This is a genomic window from Paraferrimonas sedimenticola (genome assembly GCF_002282855.1).
In the GTDB taxonomy this organism is placed as follows: domain Bacteria; phylum Pseudomonadota; class Gammaproteobacteria; order Enterobacterales; family Shewanellaceae; genus Paraferrimonas; species Paraferrimonas sedimenticola.
This window is the reverse complement of sequence record NZ_NRIR01000004.1, coordinates 152,448-170,986: the sequence shown is the minus strand read 5'-3', so window position 1 is coordinate 170,986 and position 18,539 is coordinate 152,448. Positions and strand designations below refer to the sequence as shown.

Genomic DNA, 18,539 nt, shown 5'->3' with positions numbered 1-18,539 from the left:
AGGGTGCTTTTTTATGCCTAAAGCACTTCACTATCTAAGCCTCGGCGAACTAGCCTTCCTACTCGAACGTTTGCTCCGAACCCTGGCCATCCTTCTATCCCCACAGATGTACAAAGCAGCTTACAATTTTGGTTAACGCCAAGGCTTGTAATGAATTCTTGAGTGACGTTAACTATGGCGCAACAAGTTTTGGGTTCTCTACTGGTCTAGGTGTTTGCACAGCCAACCTTTCAGCATCTGACTAGCAACCGCGCGCTCTTTTCGGGCAACCAAAATTTACCAATAAAAACAAAAACTCTGAGGTAATAATGCGAAACTTCAAGCTTTGGCAGCCCGTGCTGGCTCTTTTTGTCTCTGCGCTGGCCACTGGAGTAAATGCCACCAGTGTATCCTTTGAAAACAAGGTGCAAGGAAAGAGCTTCGCTCGTGTGGTGTTTCAATATGCCGATGGTAGCGGAAACGCGCCTGCCAACCTTGGTAAGGACAGTCAGCAACAACTGACCACCGCCAAGTCGGTTTACGACTTTAGCGGAAAGCTTGGCAGCACCGCCAAGTTAGTCGCACCTGCCGGCGACGACACCATGCAAGTGGTGGTTATGGGTCTTGGTGATTCCGAGCAATTAGACCAAGCAAAAGCGGTTTCTATTGGTGGCAAATTGGCACAACTGTTTGCGCACAAAGAAATTCGCAACGTGGACATCGTCCTCAAGGGGCTGGAAAGCAAACTGCCGTCACAAGAACTTGCGGCAAACATAGCGCATGGTGTGTCACTGGGCTCTTACCGATTTAATGAATATCTTCCGCAAGCAACGGCACCAAACAATGCGTACCGCTTGGTGCTCGACGAGAAGAAACAAGCATCCTCTTTATACAGTCAGCTGCGCGCAGTAGAGAGCGGCGTTTTCCTCGCCCGTGATCTGGTTAACCTTAACGGTGGCGACTTAACTCCGGTGGAATTTGCGCAAACCGCGCAAGATGAGTTGAGCGATTTAAATGTTGAAGTGCAGGTGTTCAGCGATGAACAAATCAAAGCCATGAAGATGGGTTTGTTGCACGCGGTTGGTCAAGGCAGTGTGTCTGGCTCGCGCTTGGTGATTGCCCACTATAAAGGCAGCAACGACAAGCCAATTGCTTTGGTTGGTAAGGGTGTGACCTTTGATACCGGTGGTTATAACCTAAAAACCAACGCCAGCATCGCGGCCATGAAAACGGATATGGCAGGTGCGGCAGCTGTGTTGGGTACAATCAAAGCCTTGGCGGCGCAAAATGCGAAAGTAAACGTGATTGGTGTGATGCCGCTGGCGCACAACATGGTATCTGAAACCGCCTTGATTCCTGGCGACGTCCTTACGTCGATGGCGGGTAAGACGGTAGAGATCATTAACACTGACGCAGAAGGTCGTTTGGTAATGGCAGATGCCATGTGGCATGTACAACAAGAGTATCAGCCAGAAATTCTTATTAATATTGCCACCTTAACTGGTTCGAAAATCCGCGCGGTAGGTAATCGCTACGCGGGTCTATTTAGCGATGACATGGAACTGGTGAATCAGCTCACTGACTCAGGCTCGAGAGTTAATGAGGAACTGTGGCGCTTACCCTTGGCTTATGGCGATATGCTGGATAGTTCCATTGCCGATACCACCAACCTTGGCTCGGGCGGCCCAGGCGCATCCACTGCGGCGATGTTCTTGAAGCTGTTTGTCAAAGAGGACACTCGTTGGGCGCACATTGATATCGCTGGAAACGCGCGCGTTCGCAAGACTAAAGACGAAACGCCGGTTGGCGCGAATGGCTTTGGGGTGCGATTGTTTGTGGAGTGGCTAAACGCCAACTAACCCAAGTCGTAAAACCGAAAATCGGTTATCGATGAAGCACCCAATCGGGTGCTTTTTTTGTGCCTAAGTGGCGCGGCGGTCTCTCTTTTTGCTAGCAAGATCCGGACGTTTCAACGAACCATCAATCCTGTTAGAAATCACTAGAAATTCATCAATCGCTAATCTAGGCGGCAAATAGCCAAGCCGATTGATGCTTGTTGTGAGCCTTAAGCCTTGCCGCTCGCCAGCATACTCCAACGCGCTTAAAGCGCTTCACCAGCTTGGCTAACCGTCTCAATGACTCTCACGGCGATAGCGCCGTAACACTTAGAGGAAGTAAAGATGAAAACACGATTGTTGTCGTTGGCCGTTATGGTAGGCATGGGCTTTAGTGCGCATGCGGTAACCTTTAACTCACCCGATGCAAACTTCATCGACTCGGCCAATTCGATTGGCATGACCGGAGAAACCTGGGAAACCCCAGAGTATGTTTCTTCAGCTATGCCTCACGTCTACAAATTCACTCACAGCTATACCTTGCACAAAGGCCAATTCGTGCAGGAGCTAGAAAAAGGCAAGCCTCTGGATTTGGAACAAGTGCAAGTCGAGGATTTCGATGGCCCGCTGTCTGTGATGGATTTCTTGAGAAATCGCATGCAAAACCACAATGCGGTTATTTTGAAAGATGGCAAATTGGTGCACGAGCACTATGGCAATGGCATGGACCAGCATTCTCCTCATCTCGACATGTCGGTGTCTAAGTCTTTTACCGCCATGGCGGCGGCTATCGCCGTGGATAAAGGCTTGCTGAATTGGACTGACAAAGCTGTGCGCTACGTCCCTGAATTAAAGGGGACGGCATTTAAGAATGCCAGTGTTAGCGACATCTCGGACATGCGCACGGCGGTGGTTCTCGCGCCAGGCACGGTGGAAAAATATTGGGACGTTAGATTGTCCAACGCCCAAGGTTACTATGGAGTGGAGGCTTCCAAACCATACCCCAATGGCACTTTGGACTTCTTTCCTTTGATCACCGAACGTCAAGACTACGCCATGGGTGAGAAGTACGATTACCAAGACGTGAACAGCGAGTTGTTGGGATTGATTGTCGACCGCGCGACGGGCAAGTCCTTTACCGAAATCCTTGAAAAAGAGCTGCTTCAAAAAGTCGGTGTAGGCGCAGATGCCTATTTCATGTCCGACAAAAAAGGGCTGGCAATGGGCTCTACTGGCATGAACATGGCCACCAAAGACTTGGCTCGAGTTGGCCTGCTGTTTTTGAATCAAGGTAAGAATCAGCAAGGCGAGCAGGTGTTGCCTGCACAGTTCGTCGAAGCCTTGTGGCAGGGCAATGAGCAAGTGCGCTCGGCTTGGAAAAAAGGCAAAGAGGCTGGGCTTGCCGACGGATTCTACAAAGACCAATTTCGTCTGTTAGAAATCGGGAAGCGTAAGATCTTGGCTATGGTTGGCGTCAATGGTCAGGTTTGCGCAATGGATAAGCAAAGCAATGCGGTAATTACCTTAAACGGCGCTTATCCCATGGCTGAAACTCCGCGCTTTGCAGTGATGCAATTCCATCAGCTGGTGCCGACGATTCTGGATGCACTGGATAGGGTGTGACCCACACTGAATTCCACACAGGAATAAAAGCCAAGGCGGTGCCTTGGCTTTGTTGAGCTAGTCTAACTGAGCTTCAAACACAGTATTCAAACCATAGCTATGACGATCCGCCAAAGGGTCCTTTGGCGATGCCATACTGTAGCTGGCTTCCGCTAAGTATCGGCCTGGCATCTCTGGGGTGAAGCTTACCTTGCCGTCTTTATCGGTTTTCAGATTGAGCATTTTGGCATCGTTGCGATAGCGCACACCATCAGGGGTTACCACAACTTCAATGTCCGCCGCAGGCTTGCCGTTGTAAAAGTACTGGAAAGTGACCTGCTCGCCTTCAATGATATCCGCTGGGTGGGTGTGCGGTTTCATTTCAAAACCTTTACCGCTAAGGGCTAACGTTTTGTCGTTGGGAGCAGCAACAGTCACATAGGTTTCTGATTTGCGCTCGCTGCGCAGCGTGTTTACCTTTTCAGCGCCGTTTGGCAAAAGCGCATCTCGTTCGGCTTTGTTGGCAAATAAGCGTTGGCGCTGGTCGCCGTCTTGATAAACGGTGAAATGCGACGGGCCAAAGGTGTTCACCACTTTGTAGGTGCCCGCTTGGTCAAAGAAATAGTCAAAGGTTGAGCGGCGTTTGCCTTTGATAATGGCATCGGGAGAGGCCGAGGTTCCATCTGGGTGGAATATGCGAACTTTTTCTGCGGAGGCTGGTTTTAGCGCGCTAAATACCACGTTGGTTGCAGAGACATCAAAGGACACCCAGTCCCCTTTAGCATCTGAGATAGTAAAGTCACTCGGTAGAGTGTAGATAGAATGAGACAACGCCGGTGTTGCGACCAAAGCGGTCAAAAATGCTATTGATTTCAATTTCATAACGACTCCTTTTTAAATTTTGTAGCTAAGCGTCACTGAGCCAATTTCATATTTGGCTTTCGAGCTCATGCTGAATTCTTGTTGACCTAATTGAATGGGTTGGCGAACTAAGTCTCGACCGCCGTGCTCTCTAACTACCTCGACGTACAAGGTGTAATCGCCACTAGTGACAGGATTACCTTCGCCATCTTTGGCATCCCACTGGACTTGGTATTGGCCAGCGGGGCGAGTTGCCGAGGAGTAGGCATCGATACCGTCACCTTGATAACGCCCGAATTTGCGCCACCAGCGGCGAATGTCTTTAAGCCATTCAGTGTCTTTGCCGGTCCAAAGGGCAATGTTTCTAACCGTTTTTCCGCCGCTGTCCTCTACCCAAATGGCCACGTAAGGTCGGGCGTAGTCGGCGACTTCTAGCTTGGGAAGCTCAAACTCAATCTGCATTGAGGCCGATGGCGGGACGTTGGCAGCCTGAGCTGAGCCTAACAACACGGCAGCGACAGCACCGAGCAACAGTCTTTTTTTCATTGGAATTCCTATGGTTATTGGCCAATTAGGTAAATGGCCACGGTAGCGGCGGTGCCAAAGCTCATCCAGCGAAGCCCGCGGTTTAGTGTTTTTTTCTTGGGGAGCAGCAAAATGACACCGGTCGCGATAAACAGCAGCATCAATACTGCGCTAAGGTCGATAAACCAAGCCCAAATCGGCCCTGTATTGCGTCCCTTGTGAAGGTCGTTAAGCCAGGCCACAGTGCCAAAATCTATGCTCTCCACTTCACCTTGACGGTTCAACATGTCGATATAGACGGACGCGTCGTACCCAGGCCCTTTGAAGTTCAAACTAATCTCGCCTTCAATCAGCTCGCCATTGTCACTTTCAATAAACACTTCTAGGGGAGAAGCTATCCCGCGAACATCACTGTGTTGTTTTAGGTACTCGATTAAAGCGGCTTGGTTGGGTCGAAACTTATCTGACTCTGACTGCAGCAAATGTTGAGGTATTTCCAGCTCGACCAGCTCACTCTTTGGTTGCCCGACAAACCAGTCGGGGCGATTCAAGGTGATACCTGTCACCGCAAAAAAAATCATCACCAGTAAAGTGGCCATGGAGGTGTAGATGTGGATGGGCCGAGCCCAACTTTGAATCTGTTTTTGCATTTGAAACTTGTGGATGATTTCGATGCCGAGGACTTTAACAATTCGAACGTTAAAAATAAATGAGAATTATTTTTATTTAGATCTTGATCGAGTTTTTAGCTGATAACTAGCTAGCTGGTTCTATCGATAAAACAACATTAACTCTCTATAAAACAATAGCTTAATTGCAGTTATGTTAGGTTTGTAAATCTTGGTAAAGACAGCATTTTAATCTGTGATCTTGGTACCAAATCGTTAAAAAGTTAAAAAACTTGTTTGACAGTGATAATTATTCTCATTTAGATTTGCGCCTGTTTCGAGCGCAATCACCACAGGAATCAGTGGCAAGCGCTCCACCATATTGGATTCGGAGTAATTACAAAAATGACAGCCAAACTCAGCCCTCTGGCTATTAGTGTCGCCGCGCTATTTCTCAATACATCTGCACTGGCCGAAGAGGCGCCCTACAAAATTGACGAAGTCATCGAAGTGAAAGGTCGCACTTTTGTCGATTACAAAAACGACTCGGCGACAGGGGCGATGCGCGCCGACATGAGCATGTTAGAAACTCCGCAATCCGTGGCTGTGATCCCAGAAATTGTTATCGATGAGCGCTTAGCGACCACACTTGGTGAGGTGTTGGATAACGACTCTAGTGTTAGCGCAGGTTCGTCAAAGTGGAACCGCCAAGTGTTTAACTTGCGCGGTTTTGAGATGAGCTCAGGTACCGGTTACCTCAAGGATGGCCAGCAAGTTTGGTCTCACTTTGTCCACCCTATTGAAATTCTAGAGCGAGTGGAGGTGGTAAAAGGACCTTCGAGCATGTTGTACGGCCAAAGTGCGCCGGGCGGCTTGATCAACATGGTTACTAAAAAGCCAACCCATGACCGTCAGCTCAATCTAGGATTTGACACCGATGAGCATGGCTCAACCCGATTCCAAATGGATGCCAGTGGCGCCTTGACCGAGTCTGGTGCGCTTCGCGGTCGAGCGGTTGTGGTAAAGCAAGACACTAAGAGCTGGCGTCAGTACCAAGATGGTTCGGACAATGAGCGTGATCGCGCTTTGGGCTCATTCCAGCTAGAAGGCGACTTGGGTGATTGGGGCATGCTCAATGTTCACTATGATGTGACTCGAGACAAAGCCGGAATGGACGTCGGCGGTTGGTTGGACCAAGACGGCAATCTCATCGGTGGTCGCGAGCAAGTGTGGGACATGCCTTGGGCCTTCACTGACAACGAAATTCAAAACTATGGTGCGGATCTTACCGTTTATCTGAGCAACGATTGGCAGATGAAAGTGGGTGCTAACCATCAGCTTTTCTACCGTCAACGTTTCGATTCCCTGCCAAGCGCCAGTAGCTACAACTCAGAGACGGGTGAGTACACGCTTTCGCCGTTTGATCGAGAAGACGATTGGCAGTTTAAAACCTTCTACGTGGACTTTACCGGTACGGTTGATCTTGCCGGAATGGAGCACAACCTGTTGTTTGGAATGAATGGCGTTGATTACTTCTATCAAACTCGCCGAGACCGTGGCAGCAAAATTACCGTTACTCCAGGCCAACCATTACCGCCAAAACCCGATTTGGATTTTCGCAATGTCGAGAAGGGCGACCCGTCTGAATACCTGTACTACGGTATTTACTTCCAGGACTTGATCACTGTTAACGAGCAATGGCAAGTGCTGCTAGGTGGTCGTTTCGATAAAATGAACAAAGACGTGGAAACCAAAGGCGATGGATTAGGTGACAGCGATGTGTTCTTACCGCGCGCCGGTTTGATATTTCACCCAAGCGAAAACTCCTCGCTGTACGCCAATTACTCAGAGAGTTTTGAGCCGCAAACCTATATCTCCAATGAAGACGATAAGAATTTTGGTCAGAACTTAGATCCAGTGATGGCGAAATCTGTTGAGTTGGGCGGCAAGCTAGAAATGTTCGACGAGCGTTTGTTGCTCACCGGTGCTGTGTTTGACATCACTAAGAGCAATATCGTGTTGACCAACACACAAGTACCACCGGGCTCAGATTACACTCAGATCACCACACAAAGCGGTGAGCAACGCCATAAAGGGGCTGAGATGTCGGCGTCTGGACAAGCTTCTGAAAAGTGGTTCGTGATGGGTTCGGTAATGTGGCTAGATGCCAAGTACGTCAATCACAATCTGTATCAGGGCAATCGCCCTATCGATGCGCCTGAGTTTAGCGGTAACGCCTGGACTCGTTATCAGGCCAGCGACGAGTTGGCGTTTAACCTAGGACTTACCTACGTAGGTGAGCGCTACGCCAACTTGGACAACACCATTAAGAAAGACGCATACACTCGCATCGACCTTGGCGCATCTTACAAGATGCCGATTGGCGATCAGCAATTGGCGTTTCGAGTCAATTTAGAGAACTTGCTAGATAAGAAATACTTAGGCGGCGGTTCTAGCACGGACGTAACCGTTGGAGAGGGGCGTAACATTCGCGCCTCAGTCAGTTACACCTTTTAATTCACACATTGCTCCCATGTCTTTGCGCGGCTTTTAAGGTCGCGCTTTTTTTATCCGGGTACCTTAGGGATGGTCACTTTCGCGTCGGTATCGCCGGCGTAGCTGGTTACTTGAAGGGTGATAATCGCTTCTGTATCACTGGGCTTAGGGGGAGGGGCTGCATCCAGCTTAATGGGTAATTCGGATAGTAACTCGAGCAACTCAGCAAGTTTCTCAGGATAAATCTCAGCGCGCACCACTAGTGCTTTATTGCCCAATCGGGTCATGTCGTCAATGCCGCCGCAAACCGAAGCCATGCGCTCGCGAATCTGAAGAGTGAGCGAATTTATCGGTTGTTGGGTGCTGGCTTGTAGCTGAATGAATTGCATAACTTACGGCTTATTCGGTGGGTAGCGGCAGACCCTGTTGACGAAGGAAGCTGAGTTTATCCCAATAGCCCCTTTGGTTTTGAATTTTTCCGTCGATTACTTCAAAAAAACCACAACCTCTTAGCCCTTGTGGGTCACGCCATTCCAATATGGCCCAATCGCCATCTTCAAACAGATTTTCTATGATACAGACCATTTCGGCATCGGCAAACTCTCTCGCAAACATGGCGCGAATTTGCTCTTTCCCCGTGACTTCCACTTCCGCCACCTGATGATTGCAGGCGTCCTCGTGATACAGCTCTGCCAGTTCATCGGCGTTAGCGTGATTAAACGCGCTCACCCAATCTCTAACTAGGTCCGCTGGCGTCATAGGCTTTTCCTTTTCTTAGCAGATTGTTAGCTTAAGTTTAGCAGGCTCGTAAAGGTGAGATACCAGCGCTAAAAACAAGCTAGAATGAAATGGGTGTAAGCGCTTTCATAAGGCGTTTAAATCGGGCATAGTATTACCACTTAAATTTACCAAGCAGCGAATAATAAGGGCACTCTGTGACAGCACAACAAACCCAAGATAATCTGCCGTTTATCATCCTCATTAGTGTGGTCGCCACCATCGGTGGCTTTTTATTTGGTTACGACAGTGGCGTAATCAATGGAACCGTTGACGGTCTTAAGTCGGCCTTTAACTCCGACAGTATCGGCACAGGTTTTAACGTCGCCAGCATGCTCTTAGGTTGTGCTATTGGTGCCTTCTTGGCCGCTCGATTAGCAGATCGTTTCGGCCGTCGCACCATGCTGATTGTCGCGGCTGTATTCTTTATCGTCAGCGCCTGGGGTTCGGGTATTGCCTCGGCCTCGATGGAATTTGTGTTCTACCGAATCTTGGGTGGTTTCGCTGTGGGTGCGGCCTCTGTGCTGGCGCCCGCTTATATCAGTGAAGTGGCACCAGCTCGCTACCGCGGCGCATTGGCCACGGTTCAGCAAGTGGCCATTGTGTTAGGTCTGTTCTGTGCTTTTATCAGCAACTATTTCTTAGCCAATGCCGCCGGTAGCTCAACCGCTGAGCACTGGATGGAGTTTGCCGCTTGGCGTTGGATGTTCTGGATGGAGCTAATTCCAGCCATCCTGTTCTTCGTGTTGTTGTTCTTTATTCCAGAAAGCCCACGCTACTTGGTATCAAGCAACCGAGTTCAAGAAGCCAAAGCCGTACTCACTCGCTTGTACGGCGCCGCCAAAGCCGAAACTACTTTGGCAGAGATTCAGCAATCGCTGGCTTCGGACCATCGCCCAAGCCTATCCGACTTGCTCGACCAAGCGGGCAAAGTGCGCAAGATTGTTTGGATTGGTATTGGGTTGGCGGTATTCCAGCAGTTGGTGGGTATCAACGTGGTGTTCTACTACGGTGCGGTGCTGTGGCAAGCGGTTGGCTTCTCTGAAGGTGACGCTTTGCTGATCAATGTTATTAGTGCTGGTGTCAGTATCATTGCCTGTCTGATTACCATCAGCCTTATCGATAAGATTGGTCGTAAGCCTTTCTTGATGCTTGGTAGCATTGGTATGGCAATTACTCTAGCTATCATGACCTTTGTGTTTGCTAACGGTTCTCTAGACGCCAGTGGCAATTTAGATTTGGGCGAGCAGGGCGCCATCGCACTGGTTGCCGCCAACGCCTACGTGTTCTTCTTCAACATGTCCTGGGGCCCGGTGATGTGGGTGATGCTGGGTGAGATGTTCCCCAACCAGATGCGCGGTTCGGGCTTGGCCGTTGCCGGATTGGCTCAGTGGGGTGCAAACTTTACCATCACTATGACCTTCCCAATCTTGCTGGGTGCCATCGGACTTGCCGGTGCCTACGGTTTCTACGCCTTTAGTGCGGCGGTTTCTATCCTGTTTGTTGCCAAATATGTGTACGAGACCCGTGGAATCAAGCTTGAAGACATGAAAGGTTAGATCTTTCACCCAATTTCGCCGCCATTGTTTGTGATGTGGCGGCGAAGTTGGCACAATGACTTCACAACAAAATAATAATAAAAAGTATTTGTGGAGCTAATATGGGTCAGTCTTGTCACATATTGTTAATTAATATGGATCGTTCTAGCGAACGTCTCGAGCAATGCCAACGCAAGTTTGCTGCGGCCGGCCTTGAGTTTGAACGCGTCGCTGGAATCGATGGTAGTCACTTGTCTGAGAGCGAAGTCGCTCAATACACCAGTCCAAACCTGTCTGCGCAGCAATATCATCGCGAGCTTTCTCGAGGTGAGATTGGCTGTTACCTTTCCCACCGCAAAGCTTGGCAAACCATAGTGGATCGCCAGTTGCCATACGCCCTAGTACTAGAAGATGACTTTGAAGTGATTGGCAATGTGGACAAGGCTTTCGAAGCCATTGAAAAACTCGATGCCAGCGAGCAGAGCTGGGATTGCATCAAATTGGCGACCTACCGCCATCGGGAGCGAAAAGTACTTTATCGTCAACCGCTGGAAAATATGGAACTGGTGACCTTTGCCAAGGTACCTGCTGGTACATGTGCGCAAGTGGTTAGCTTGGAAGGCGCCAAGCAGCTCCTCAAACACTCGGCTCATTTTGCTCGTCCTGTGGATACTGATCTGCAGCATTGGTGGGAGCGCGGTGTTGAGATCATGGGTTTGCATCCGTTTGTGTTCCACGCCGAAGACGATGTGGTTAGTGAGATTGACACCGTGAGTCAGCGCGCCAAACCCAAACGGCACCGTTTGCGCCGCCTCGCTCAACAGGTGGGTGCTTGGTACAAAGGTTTCATTGAAACTCGCAAGCTAGTGATTCGTCAGCAACAATTACAACGCTAGTCGGTTGTCGCTGCATTTTCACAATCCCTTGTAGTACTTGTATAATGGCGCGTCGATTGGCGCGCTTTTTTGTGAGACTGGCGCGTTTAACCATTTGCAAACACAAGGCGGCCAAGTGTCCTTTAAATGCCCCATACTGCTGATTAACCTTGATCGCTCCACAGACAGATTGGCGCGTTGCCAGCAGTTACTGTCTGACGCGGGTGTCGAGTTTGAGCGAATCAGTGCCGTCGATGGCGGACAACTTAGCGAGCAGCAACTCGAGCAGTACGCTCCAAAAGCCTTGGCTGATGACCTTTATTATCGCCGTCTAACGCCTGGTGAAATTGGCTGCTACCTGTCCCACCGCAAAGCTTGGCAGATAATGGTTGAACGCCAGTATCCTTACGCGATTATTCTCGAGGACGATTTCGAGGTTAGCGGCGACATTTCCCAAACCATAGCGCACATTGGGCGGCTGGATAAAAGCAGTGAAGATTGGTTTTTCTTAAAGCTGGCCTGTGACGATAAGCGCCTTAAGAGCATTCGCTATCGCCGTCCCCTCGGCGAGATGACACTGGCGACATTCTCCAAACAATCCTCAGGCACTTCAGCACAAGCGGTCTCTCTAAAGGGGGCTAAGCGGCTGTTGAAGCACAGCCAAACCTTTGCAAGGCCCATCGACATTGATTTGCAGCATTGGTGGGAGAAAGGCATTCAAATCATGGGGCTGATGCCTTTTGCTTTTCGCGCTGGCGGCTATTGGGACAGTCAAATTTCGGCGATGGCCAATCGCAGTGACCAGCCTCAGAACAGAATGCGTCGAGCCCTATTACTGTTATCGGCCAAGTTGCAAGGCTGGCACGAGACGCGAAAGTTCATCGTCGAGCAGCAAGAGCGCAACACCAAGTTCTGAATATAAGCTGAATCAGTCCAATTCTTTGCGGCATCCCGTAATCCTTGGGATTATACTTAGAGTTTGATTTTGTTAACCTTCTTTGGCTTTGCTAGAGTCATTATCAGGCGTTATCGTTTCGAGTAGCCAGCATGCCCCAAAACCAAAACATACTTATTGTCATCGACAGCCTCAGTGGTGGTGGCGCCGAAAAAACCATGATTCGCCTCGCCCAGGTCTTGGTCAATAAAGGGCATTCGGTTCACTTTATTCCCATCAATAGTTCGCAAGATTACCCGGTTCCTGACTCGATTGGGGTCTCACCTTTAACGGATATTTCCAGCACCAAAACCACTACTATGGGCAACCTGGGACGGTTTCGGGCTCAGTTAAAAGCGCTTATCGGGCAGTTAAGCCAGCAGCGTCCGTTTGACTTGATCTTAAGTAATCTAGAAAACAGCAACTATTTGCTTGCCGGGCTTGAGCTCAAAAACTTAGTGATAGTCGTGCACAACACTGTCACTGAGGAGTTGCGTCAGGAGCGCAGAAGAGGGCCGTTTAAGTACTTTACGATGCGTCCGAAAAAACTCTGTATGCACAATCAGCATCTAGTGTGCGTGTCTAACGGCGTGCAGCAAGACATACTCGAGTGGGGCAAAATCACCCCCAAAAGCCTGCAAACCATCTACAACCCGCTCAACCAAAGCGATTTGTTAGAGGCAGCCAAGTTAGCACCTAATGATTTGCCCAAGGAGCCCTATATCATTCACGTTGGTCGATTTGCGCGAACCAAGCGCCACGATCTGCTAATGAAAATGATGCAGGACCTAAAGAGCAACGTAAAACTGGTGTGTTTGTGCTCGAACCCGAAAAAGGTAATGGCCTTGGCCAAGAAATTCGGCGTTGAATCCCGCGTCATCGCACCGGGTTTTCAGCCCAAGCCCTATCCCTGGATAGCTAACGCTCAAGCCATGGTGTTGGTGTCCGATTTTGAAGGCTTGCCTACCGTGCTTATTGAGTCACTGGCTTTGGGCACACAGGTAATTAGCTCCAACTGCCCAAGTGGTCCGGCTGAGATCCTAACCGGAGAACTGGCGCGTAATTTGGTTCCTATGGATCAAAGAGACCGCTTTGCTGAGTACGTCGATTCGGCTTTGAATAACCCGGTTGATGTCAGTGATTGCGAGATCGTGCGACAGTCTGACGACCAATATGTGGCACAACAATATTTGGATCTGATTCCCAAATTGAGTTAACCAAAACCGCGATTTAGTGCTGTCGCGATTGGCGAAAAAGGTGAGCGATGTGAAGCAATTAACCCTGCTACGCCACGCGAAATCGAGCTGGGCCGACCCAGAGCTCGATGACCATCAGCGACCGCTAAACGCCCGTGGAACGCGCGCTGCCAAGGCGATGGGCGAATTTTTTAGTCAATTTTTAGAGCTTCCTCTGATACACTACAGCCCAGCTTGCCGGTCCCGCCAGACCCTGGAAGGGTTGATTCAAGGATGGCCGCAACTTGCGCAAACCCCACACCAATGCACAGACACACTCTATACCTTTAGCAGTGCGGTCTTGTTGGACTGGATACGCCGGCAGCCGGACTCAGACCAAAGCCTGTTTGTGATTGGGCACAACCCCGCGCTGTTAGATTGCGTGCACTATGTCGCCCCTGAATTTGATTGTCACAAGCTACCAACGGCTGGATGGGTCGAATTAACATTGGCCATTGACCACTGGCAAGCGCTAAGTCCTGACTGCGGAAAAGTGACTCGCTTTCAATGGCCCAAACGCCTTTCTATTGATTGAGTAGTACAAAAAGTGAAAAAACGACTTTTAGCGGCAATGGCATTGGCCGCAAGCACCTCTATGGCTCAAGCTTCAGCCAATCCACAAGTTGGCCTGATGGTCGGCTCTGACAACGGTGTGTCTATCCGCCACCACGATCTGCAATTCGGTGTTGGTATCAACCGCTTGTCTTTCTCGGTAGACAAGACCTATTTCTTTAAGAGCAACCCGAATTTTTACTGGGGCGGTGGCGCTAAATTGCAAGACCATCACAGCAAGCAACTGGCAGCTCGCGCGGTATTTGGTGCCAGCACCAAAGTGGAAGATTTTGTTTTCTTTGCCGAGCTCAAGCCAAGCGTTTACTTGGTTAACAAGGCCTCTGTGGACCTAGAAGCCAATATCGGTGTGCGTTACCAGTTCTAACCGGTCGTCAAACGATAAAGCCCCAGTGAGTTCACTGGGGCTTTTTTGTGACCTGTAGTTTACGAGGTGTGCAGTCTGGGTTTGCAGATACTGGCGGAGAAGCCAGGGCGCGAAGCCAGCAGCTTTTGCTTTTGGCCTTCGTCCAAGCTGCCTTCGGGCAGTCTTAGTAAACGGCGGGATAAACGCTTGCGCGCGGCCAGTGCAATTTTGAACTCAGCAGTTGGGCCTTGAATGGCGTAGTGCTTCGGGTCGCCAACCTGAGCCAATACGCCAGCTTGATGCAGCGCCACTACCGCAGGCTCATCAGCAGGCATGGTCAGCACAGCGCTGGATTGCAGGAAAAACTCGCGTAACAAGGCGCGCTCACAAGGGTCGAGCAGCGCCAATTTATGTTCTACTTTTCTCGCCTGACGCTTATCGCGCACAAAGCTTAGTAACTTTTCGGTGAGAGCGTTTAACACGCGCATTAGCAAAAAGGCCAACGCCGCTATCCAGGTTAATCCCAAATGATGACCATTGAGCGCTCGCCACTGGTCAATGCCCAGCTGAAAGGCGATGGATTCGGGAATACAAAGCAACAAGCCGCAGCTAATCAATACCCAGAAACTGAGTTTGGTGAGGGCTTGGGTGAACGGAGCAAAACCCCGCTGAGTTACGAATTCAGGCATAGCTGTGTCAGTTTTTTGTTATTTCACGACTCTGCACAGGTTTTTGCAATTTAAGTGCCAATTGCGTTTAGACTGGCAACTGCAATTTTATCGCCAAACAAGAATCAGGGAGTGCTCATCGACTCCCTGTGGCCTAGCGCCAATTAGCTCTGAATTTGCTGATAGATCTTAAATTTACCGTTGTCGGCGATGACCCGAGCTTGGCCGAAGTGGGTGGCAATTGCATCAGCGTAAGGCAGGTGGCCATTGGCAACAATTTGCCACAGACTGCGACGCTTCAATTTTTGCTTAGACAGTCGAATAAACTCCATCGCCACTGAGGTGCTGGTGTTTAGCCCGTCGTGAAAGGGAGGGTTCGACAATATGGCTTTCAGGCCGTATTCCACTTGCTGTAGGCCATTCGAGGGATAGACCTTAGCTTGAATTTGATTGCGCTCAAGCGTCATTTTGGTACTGGCCAGCGCCATAGCGTTGATGTCCACGCATTCGAGCTCGATATCTGGGTAGGCTTTCTTGGCCACACAAGCTATCACACCACAGCCACAGCCAAAGTCCAGAACGCGTCCTTTCAGCTCGGGTAAATGCTCCAAAAACAACTCGGTACCCTTGTCTAAGCGTTTGTCGCTAAAGACCCCTGGCAAAATACTCATGCTCAGTTCGCCTTGCGGGGTTTGCACTGTGTAGTGGTTTACCCAATCTTTTAGCGGCGGCATTGGTACTGGTGCGCTGCATACTGCGCTAAACAACAGGCAGTGGCGTGCGTTGTCTTGCTTGATGGCCGGCGCAAAGGCATCGGGTAGCTGTTTGGCAAGGGATTTGATACCGGATTTGTTCTCGCCCACGACCCACAACATGCCATTGGGGGTTAGGTAGCTTGCCGCTAACGCAAACAGATACTTGGCCAGCGCCTTGGCTTTGGGGTAGTAGATTACGACTTGCTCGTAGCTCTGTGGTGCTGTTTCTGGAAGTTGAGTGCCAAAATGACTAAACAGCACTGGGCTTTGTAAGCGCTGTAACTGCTGGTGGTGTTGATAATCAAAAGACAGCGCCGTCACCGGACGCTCGGCCATAGCGAACTCAAGTGCCATCGCATCGTCTTCGTGGTTGAGAAAGAGGGTCGGCGTGTTGTCAAACACATCGAGGTTGCGTTCGATGAGTTGTGATGGGGCTGTCAGCACTGTGATTTCCTGAATGGGTTGAAAGCTGAAAGTATAAGCCACCAGTCGTGCTGGTGGCAGCTCGATATTTCGCTGGTGGCAGCTAGATGTTTAGCCAATAGCGACTATGAGTTTCACTGGCAGCCATTGAATTTTTGGCGGCTGCGGGCCACTCAATTCACGGCTATCCGCTTGCTCGCCGAGTATTCTGTGTGGGCTTGCTGGCCAGCGGTGTTTTCTTGCTTTGGCAATAAGCTCATTAACTTAGTCGCAATTTCTGTGTTGTCTTGATATCCGATAAACAGCTCAGCACCTCGGCCTTTAGCCATTACCGGCACGTCGACCGCGGTGTGCCCCGAGGTGGTCCAGCCGGTGTTGGTACGGGTATCTAACAGAGCTTTTAGGGCCTTGGTAAACTGCTTGGGCTCACCAGTGTCTCGGTCCATTTGTTGCGCCTTGGATAGCGCTTGCCACTCATCCTGGGTTAAACCGAATCCAAGCTTGTCACCGATTTCCGCTTCCCAGCCCGGGTTGTTCATGCTGATTTTTGCAATGGTGTCTAAGCTGGCGGTTAGATTGTGCAGAACCTGAGGTTGCCAAAGATACTCGCGACTCTTGGCCAAGGTCAGGCCTCCGGTACCGTGATCGGCGGTTACCACCATGGTTGAATTCGGATATAGGCGAACAAATTGCTCAACCACTTCAATGGCATAGGCAAAGTCCTTGGTTTCGCTCATAACACCGTGAATGTCGCGCGCATGGCCGGCCCAATCAATTTGACTGCCTTCTACCAACAACAAAAAGCCGTTCGGGTTTTGTCCAAGCAAGCGCAAGGCATGCTCGGTCAACAGGCTTAAACGCTCAGGGTTGGTGTCGTCAATCGAGCGCGGCAGCGAGACATCGCCAAACAAGCCCAATACCGGCGGGCTGGCAACATCATCGAGCTTTGAGTATTCGGTAATGTGGGCAAAACCTTTGTTCTTAAGGGTGGCTAGCATACCTGGGGTGAAGTAATTGCGCCCGCCGCCAAGCATGACATCCGCTGGTGATTCGACGTAGGTCTCCATGATTTCAGCGTAATTACGTCTGTGCTCATTGTGCGCCATGTAAGCCGCGGGCGTGGCATGGTTGATTTGCGAGGTCACCGCGAGGCCGATGCTCATGCCACGCTGCTGGGCCATGCGCATCACAGAGGTCACTGGCTGTTTGTCGCTGTCTAAGCCTATGGCGCCGTTATAGGTTTTCACCCCTGCCGCTAGCGCCGTCGCTGCGGCCGCCGAGTCGGTCACATAGCCGCTTTGGTGAGCTGGATACGTACTCGCCATTCCCACTAGCAGGCGATCAAAGACTGTCTCTTCGATTTCTTCGCTGTCGGGGTTGTCCTGAAAATAGCGATAACCTGTAGTCACCGCAGGGCCCATACCATCGCCAATCATGATGATGATATTGTTGGCCTGAGCGGCGGCAATCGGCGTAGGCTGAGCATCGCCTTCGGCGAATGCATTAGGTGCCAACAACAACAGCGCGGATAGCGCTATGGCGTGAATGCGCATCAGTTTTCCTTCACTTGAGTTTCGATAGCATCAAACAAGGCATCCGTGATGCTAATGCCGTAAGCGGCTTCAATTTCTACCAAACAGGTGGGGCTTGTGACGTTAATTTCGGTGAGCTTGTCGCCAATCACATCCAGCCCAACAAACATCAGACCGCGCTTTTTCAGCTCAGGTCCAATGGCGTTGGCAATCGCCCAATCGCTATCGCTAAGCGGTTGAGCAACACCTCGACCACCGGCGGCAATGTTGCCTCGAGTTTCGCCTTTAGCAGGAATGCGCGCCAAACAGTAAGGCATAGGTTGGCCATCGACCACCAGGATGCGCTTATCGCCGGCATCGATTTGGGGAATGAAGCGCTGTGCCATGGCGTAGCGAGTTTGGTGCTCGGTCAGGGTCTCGATGATAACCCCTATGTTCGGGTCACCTTGCTTAACTCGGAAAATTGAGGCGCCACCCATGCCGTCGAGAGGCTTTAGAATGACATCGCCAAACTCGTCGATGAAGCTGCGAATCTGACTTTGAGAGCGGGTGACTAGCGTGGTTGGCGTAAACTCGCTAAACCAAGCGGTAAATAGCTTTTCGTTGGCGTCGCGCAAGCTTTGTGGCTTGTTGACGATCAACACGCCTTGCTCTTCAGCGCGCTCTAACAGGTAAGTGGCATAGATAAACTCAGTGTCAAAGGGTGGGTCCTTTCGCATCAATACCGCATCGAGCTCAACCATGTCTGTGCTTTGAGGCTCACCAAGGCTGTACCAATCGTTTGGATCCGCCTGAACCTTTAGCTCACGCATATCGGCAAATGGCTTGCCATCGCGCAAATGCAGGTCTTGCATCTCCATGTAGTAAAGCTGATAACCACGAGCCTGCGCTGCCAGCAACATGGCAAAGCTGGTGTCCTTTTTGATATTGATATCGCTGATGGGGTCCATCACGATCCCGAGTTTAAGCATAGCCATCTC

18 protein-coding genes are annotated in these 18,539 nt (G+C 50.4%); 9 read left to right on the top strand and 9 right to left on the bottom strand.

Annotation, left to right across the window (positions count from 1 at the left end; genetic code table 11):
* Window positions 1-308 precede the first annotated feature (308 nt).
* Complete coding sequence (locus CLC93_RS08795) at window positions 309-1,838, top strand: leucyl aminopeptidase family protein (protein WP_095505592.1); 1,530 nt, start codon at window positions 309-311, stop codon at window positions 1,836-1,838.
* A 321-nt stretch (window positions 1,839-2,159) separates the two neighbouring features.
* Entirely contained in the window at window positions 2,160-3,437 is a 1,278-nt protein-coding gene (locus CLC93_RS08790) for a serine hydrolase domain-containing protein (protein WP_095505591.1), read from the top strand.
* A gap of 57 nt (window positions 3,438-3,494) precedes the next feature.
* On the opposite strand, the gene CLC93_RS08785 is transcribed toward CLC93_RS08790, so the two are convergent.
* Genes CLC93_RS08785 through CLC93_RS08775 form a run of 3 tightly spaced genes read right to left on the bottom strand, consistent with a single transcriptional unit; the run spans window position 3,495 to window position 5,452 of the window.
* Complete coding sequence (locus tag CLC93_RS08785; RefSeq protein WP_095505590.1) at window positions 3,495-4,298, bottom strand: DUF4198 domain-containing protein; 804 nt, start codon at window positions 4,296-4,298, stop codon at window positions 3,495-3,497.
* A 12-nt stretch (window positions 4,299-4,310) separates the two neighbouring features.
* Complete coding sequence (locus tag CLC93_RS08780; protein ID WP_095505589.1) at window positions 4,311-4,823, bottom strand: DUF2271 domain-containing protein; 513 nt, start codon at window positions 4,821-4,823, stop codon at window positions 4,311-4,313.
* A 14-nt stretch (window positions 4,824-4,837) separates the two neighbouring features.
* Complete coding sequence (locus tag CLC93_RS08775) at window positions 4,838-5,452, bottom strand: PepSY-associated TM helix domain-containing protein (protein ID WP_095505588.1); 615 nt, start codon at window positions 5,450-5,452, stop codon at window positions 4,838-4,840.
* Between the two features lie 363 nt (window positions 5,453-5,815).
* Here CLC93_RS08775 and CLC93_RS08770 point away from each other — a divergent pair, with 363 nt between their 5' ends.
* Window positions 5,816-7,927, top strand: a complete 2,112-nt coding sequence (locus CLC93_RS08770; protein ID WP_095505587.1) for a TonB-dependent siderophore receptor — start codon at window positions 5,816-5,818, stop codon at window positions 7,925-7,927.
* Between the two features lie 50 nt (window positions 7,928-7,977).
* Here the strand turns inward: CLC93_RS08770 and CLC93_RS08765 are convergent, their stop codons facing one another.
* Together CLC93_RS08765 and CLC93_RS08760 are read right to left on the bottom strand one after the other, a co-directional pair.
* A complete protein-coding gene (locus CLC93_RS08765; protein ID WP_095505586.1) occupies window positions 7,978-8,295 on the bottom strand; it encodes a hypothetical protein in 318 nt (105 codons plus the stop codon).
* Window positions 8,296-8,305: 10 nt separating this feature from the next.
* On the bottom strand, window positions 8,306-8,665 hold the full coding sequence (locus CLC93_RS08760; RefSeq protein WP_095505585.1) for a nuclear transport factor 2 family protein: 360 nt from the start codon (window positions 8,663-8,665) through the stop codon (window positions 8,306-8,308).
* Between the two features lie 176 nt (window positions 8,666-8,841).
* Between CLC93_RS08760 and CLC93_RS08755 the strand changes: the two genes are divergently transcribed.
* The 6 genes from CLC93_RS08755 to CLC93_RS08730 all read left to right on the top strand — a co-directional run bounded on the left by CLC93_RS08755 (window position 8,842) and on the right by CLC93_RS08730 (window position 14,202).
* Window positions 8,842-10,242, top strand: coding sequence for a sugar porter family MFS transporter (locus tag CLC93_RS08755; RefSeq protein ID WP_095505584.1), 1,401 nt, complete (start codon window positions 8,842-8,844; stop codon window positions 10,240-10,242).
* A 101-nt stretch (window positions 10,243-10,343) separates the two neighbouring features.
* Complete coding sequence (locus tag CLC93_RS08750) at window positions 10,344-11,117, top strand: glycosyltransferase family 25 protein (protein WP_095505583.1); 774 nt, start codon at window positions 10,344-10,346, stop codon at window positions 11,115-11,117.
* 115 nt (window positions 11,118-11,232) lie between these two features.
* Complete coding sequence (locus CLC93_RS08745; RefSeq protein WP_169902923.1) at window positions 11,233-12,012, top strand: glycosyltransferase family 25 protein; 780 nt, start codon at window positions 11,233-11,235, stop codon at window positions 12,010-12,012.
* 131 nt (window positions 12,013-12,143) lie between these two features.
* Window positions 12,144-13,247 (top strand): glycosyltransferase, encoded by a 1,104-nt coding sequence (locus CLC93_RS08740; RefSeq protein WP_095505581.1) that lies wholly within the window; start codon window positions 12,144-12,146, stop codon window positions 13,245-13,247.
* Window positions 13,248-13,296: 49 nt separating this feature from the next.
* Complete coding sequence (locus CLC93_RS08735; protein WP_169902921.1) at window positions 13,297-13,800, top strand: SixA phosphatase family protein; 504 nt, start codon at window positions 13,297-13,299, stop codon at window positions 13,798-13,800.
* 12 nt (window positions 13,801-13,812) lie between these two features.
* Window positions 13,813-14,202, top strand: coding sequence for a hypothetical protein (locus tag CLC93_RS08730; RefSeq protein ID WP_245837130.1), 390 nt, complete (start codon window positions 13,813-13,815; stop codon window positions 14,200-14,202).
* Between the two features lie 59 nt (window positions 14,203-14,261).
* On the opposite strand, the gene CLC93_RS08725 is transcribed toward CLC93_RS08730, so the two are convergent.
* The 4 genes from CLC93_RS08725 to gshB all read right to left on the bottom strand — a co-directional run bounded on the left by CLC93_RS08725 (window position 14,262) and on the right by gshB (window position 18,530).
* On the bottom strand, window positions 14,262-14,870 hold the full coding sequence (locus CLC93_RS08725) for a superinfection exclusion B family protein (protein WP_095505579.1): 609 nt from the start codon (window positions 14,868-14,870) through the stop codon (window positions 14,262-14,264).
* Between the two features lie 143 nt (window positions 14,871-15,013).
* On the bottom strand, window positions 15,014-16,048 hold the full coding sequence (locus CLC93_RS08720; protein ID WP_095505578.1) for a methyltransferase: 1,035 nt from the start codon (window positions 16,046-16,048) through the stop codon (window positions 15,014-15,016).
* Window positions 16,049-16,200: 152 nt separating this feature from the next.
* Complete coding sequence (locus tag CLC93_RS08715; protein ID WP_095505577.1) at window positions 16,201-17,580, bottom strand: alkaline phosphatase; 1,380 nt, start codon at window positions 17,578-17,580, stop codon at window positions 16,201-16,203.
* Window positions 17,580-18,530 carry a glutathione synthase gene (gshB, locus tag CLC93_RS08710; protein WP_095505576.1) on the bottom strand — a complete coding sequence of 317 codons (951 nt, stop codon included), beginning with the start codon at window positions 18,528-18,530 and terminating at the stop codon, window positions 17,580-17,582. Before gshB ends, CLC93_RS08715 begins: the two co-directional genes overlap by 1 nt.
* Window positions 18,531-18,539 lie beyond the last annotated feature (9 nt).

Excerpts from the sequence above, each read along its gene's own strand:
- CLC93_RS08795 (WP_095505592.1), top strand. The coding sequence starts at position 309 with ATGCGAAACTTCAAGCTTTGGCAGCCCGTGCTGGCTCTTTTTGTCTCT.
- CLC93_RS08790 (WP_095505591.1), top strand. The coding sequence starts at position 2,160 with ATGAAAACACGATTGTTGTCGTTGGCCGTTATGGTAGGCATGGGCTTT.
- CLC93_RS08785 (WP_095505590.1), bottom strand. The coding sequence starts at position 4,298 with ATGAAATTGAAATCAATAGCATTTTTGACCGCTTTGGTCGCAACACCG.
- CLC93_RS08780 (WP_095505589.1), bottom strand. The coding sequence starts at position 4,823 with ATGAAAAAAAGACTGTTGCTCGGTGCTGTCGCTGCCGTGTTGTTAGGC.
- CLC93_RS08775 (WP_095505588.1), bottom strand. The coding sequence starts at position 5,452 with ATGCAAAAACAGATTCAAAGTTGGGCTCGGCCCATCCACATCTACACC.
- CLC93_RS08770 (WP_095505587.1), top strand. The coding sequence starts at position 5,816 with ATGACAGCCAAACTCAGCCCTCTGGCTATTAGTGTCGCCGCGCTATTT.
- CLC93_RS08765 (WP_095505586.1), bottom strand. The coding sequence starts at position 8,295 with ATGCAATTCATTCAGCTACAAGCCAGCACCCAACAACCGATAAATTCG.
- CLC93_RS08760 (WP_095505585.1), bottom strand. The coding sequence starts at position 8,665 with ATGACGCCAGCGGACCTAGTTAGAGATTGGGTGAGCGCGTTTAATCAC.
- CLC93_RS08750 (WP_095505583.1), top strand. The coding sequence starts at position 10,344 with ATGGGTCAGTCTTGTCACATATTGTTAATTAATATGGATCGTTCTAGC.
- CLC93_RS08740 (WP_095505581.1), top strand. The coding sequence starts at position 12,144 with ATGCCCCAAAACCAAAACATACTTATTGTCATCGACAGCCTCAGTGGT.
- CLC93_RS08725 (WP_095505579.1), bottom strand. The coding sequence starts at position 14,870 with ATGCCTGAATTCGTAACTCAGCGGGGTTTTGCTCCGTTCACCCAAGCC.
- CLC93_RS08715 (WP_095505577.1), bottom strand. The coding sequence starts at position 17,580 with ATGCGCATTCACGCCATAGCGCTATCCGCGCTGTTGTTGTTGGCACCT.
- gshB (WP_095505576.1), bottom strand. The coding sequence starts at position 18,530 with ATGCTTAAACTCGGGATCGTGATGGACCCCATCAGCGATATCAATATC.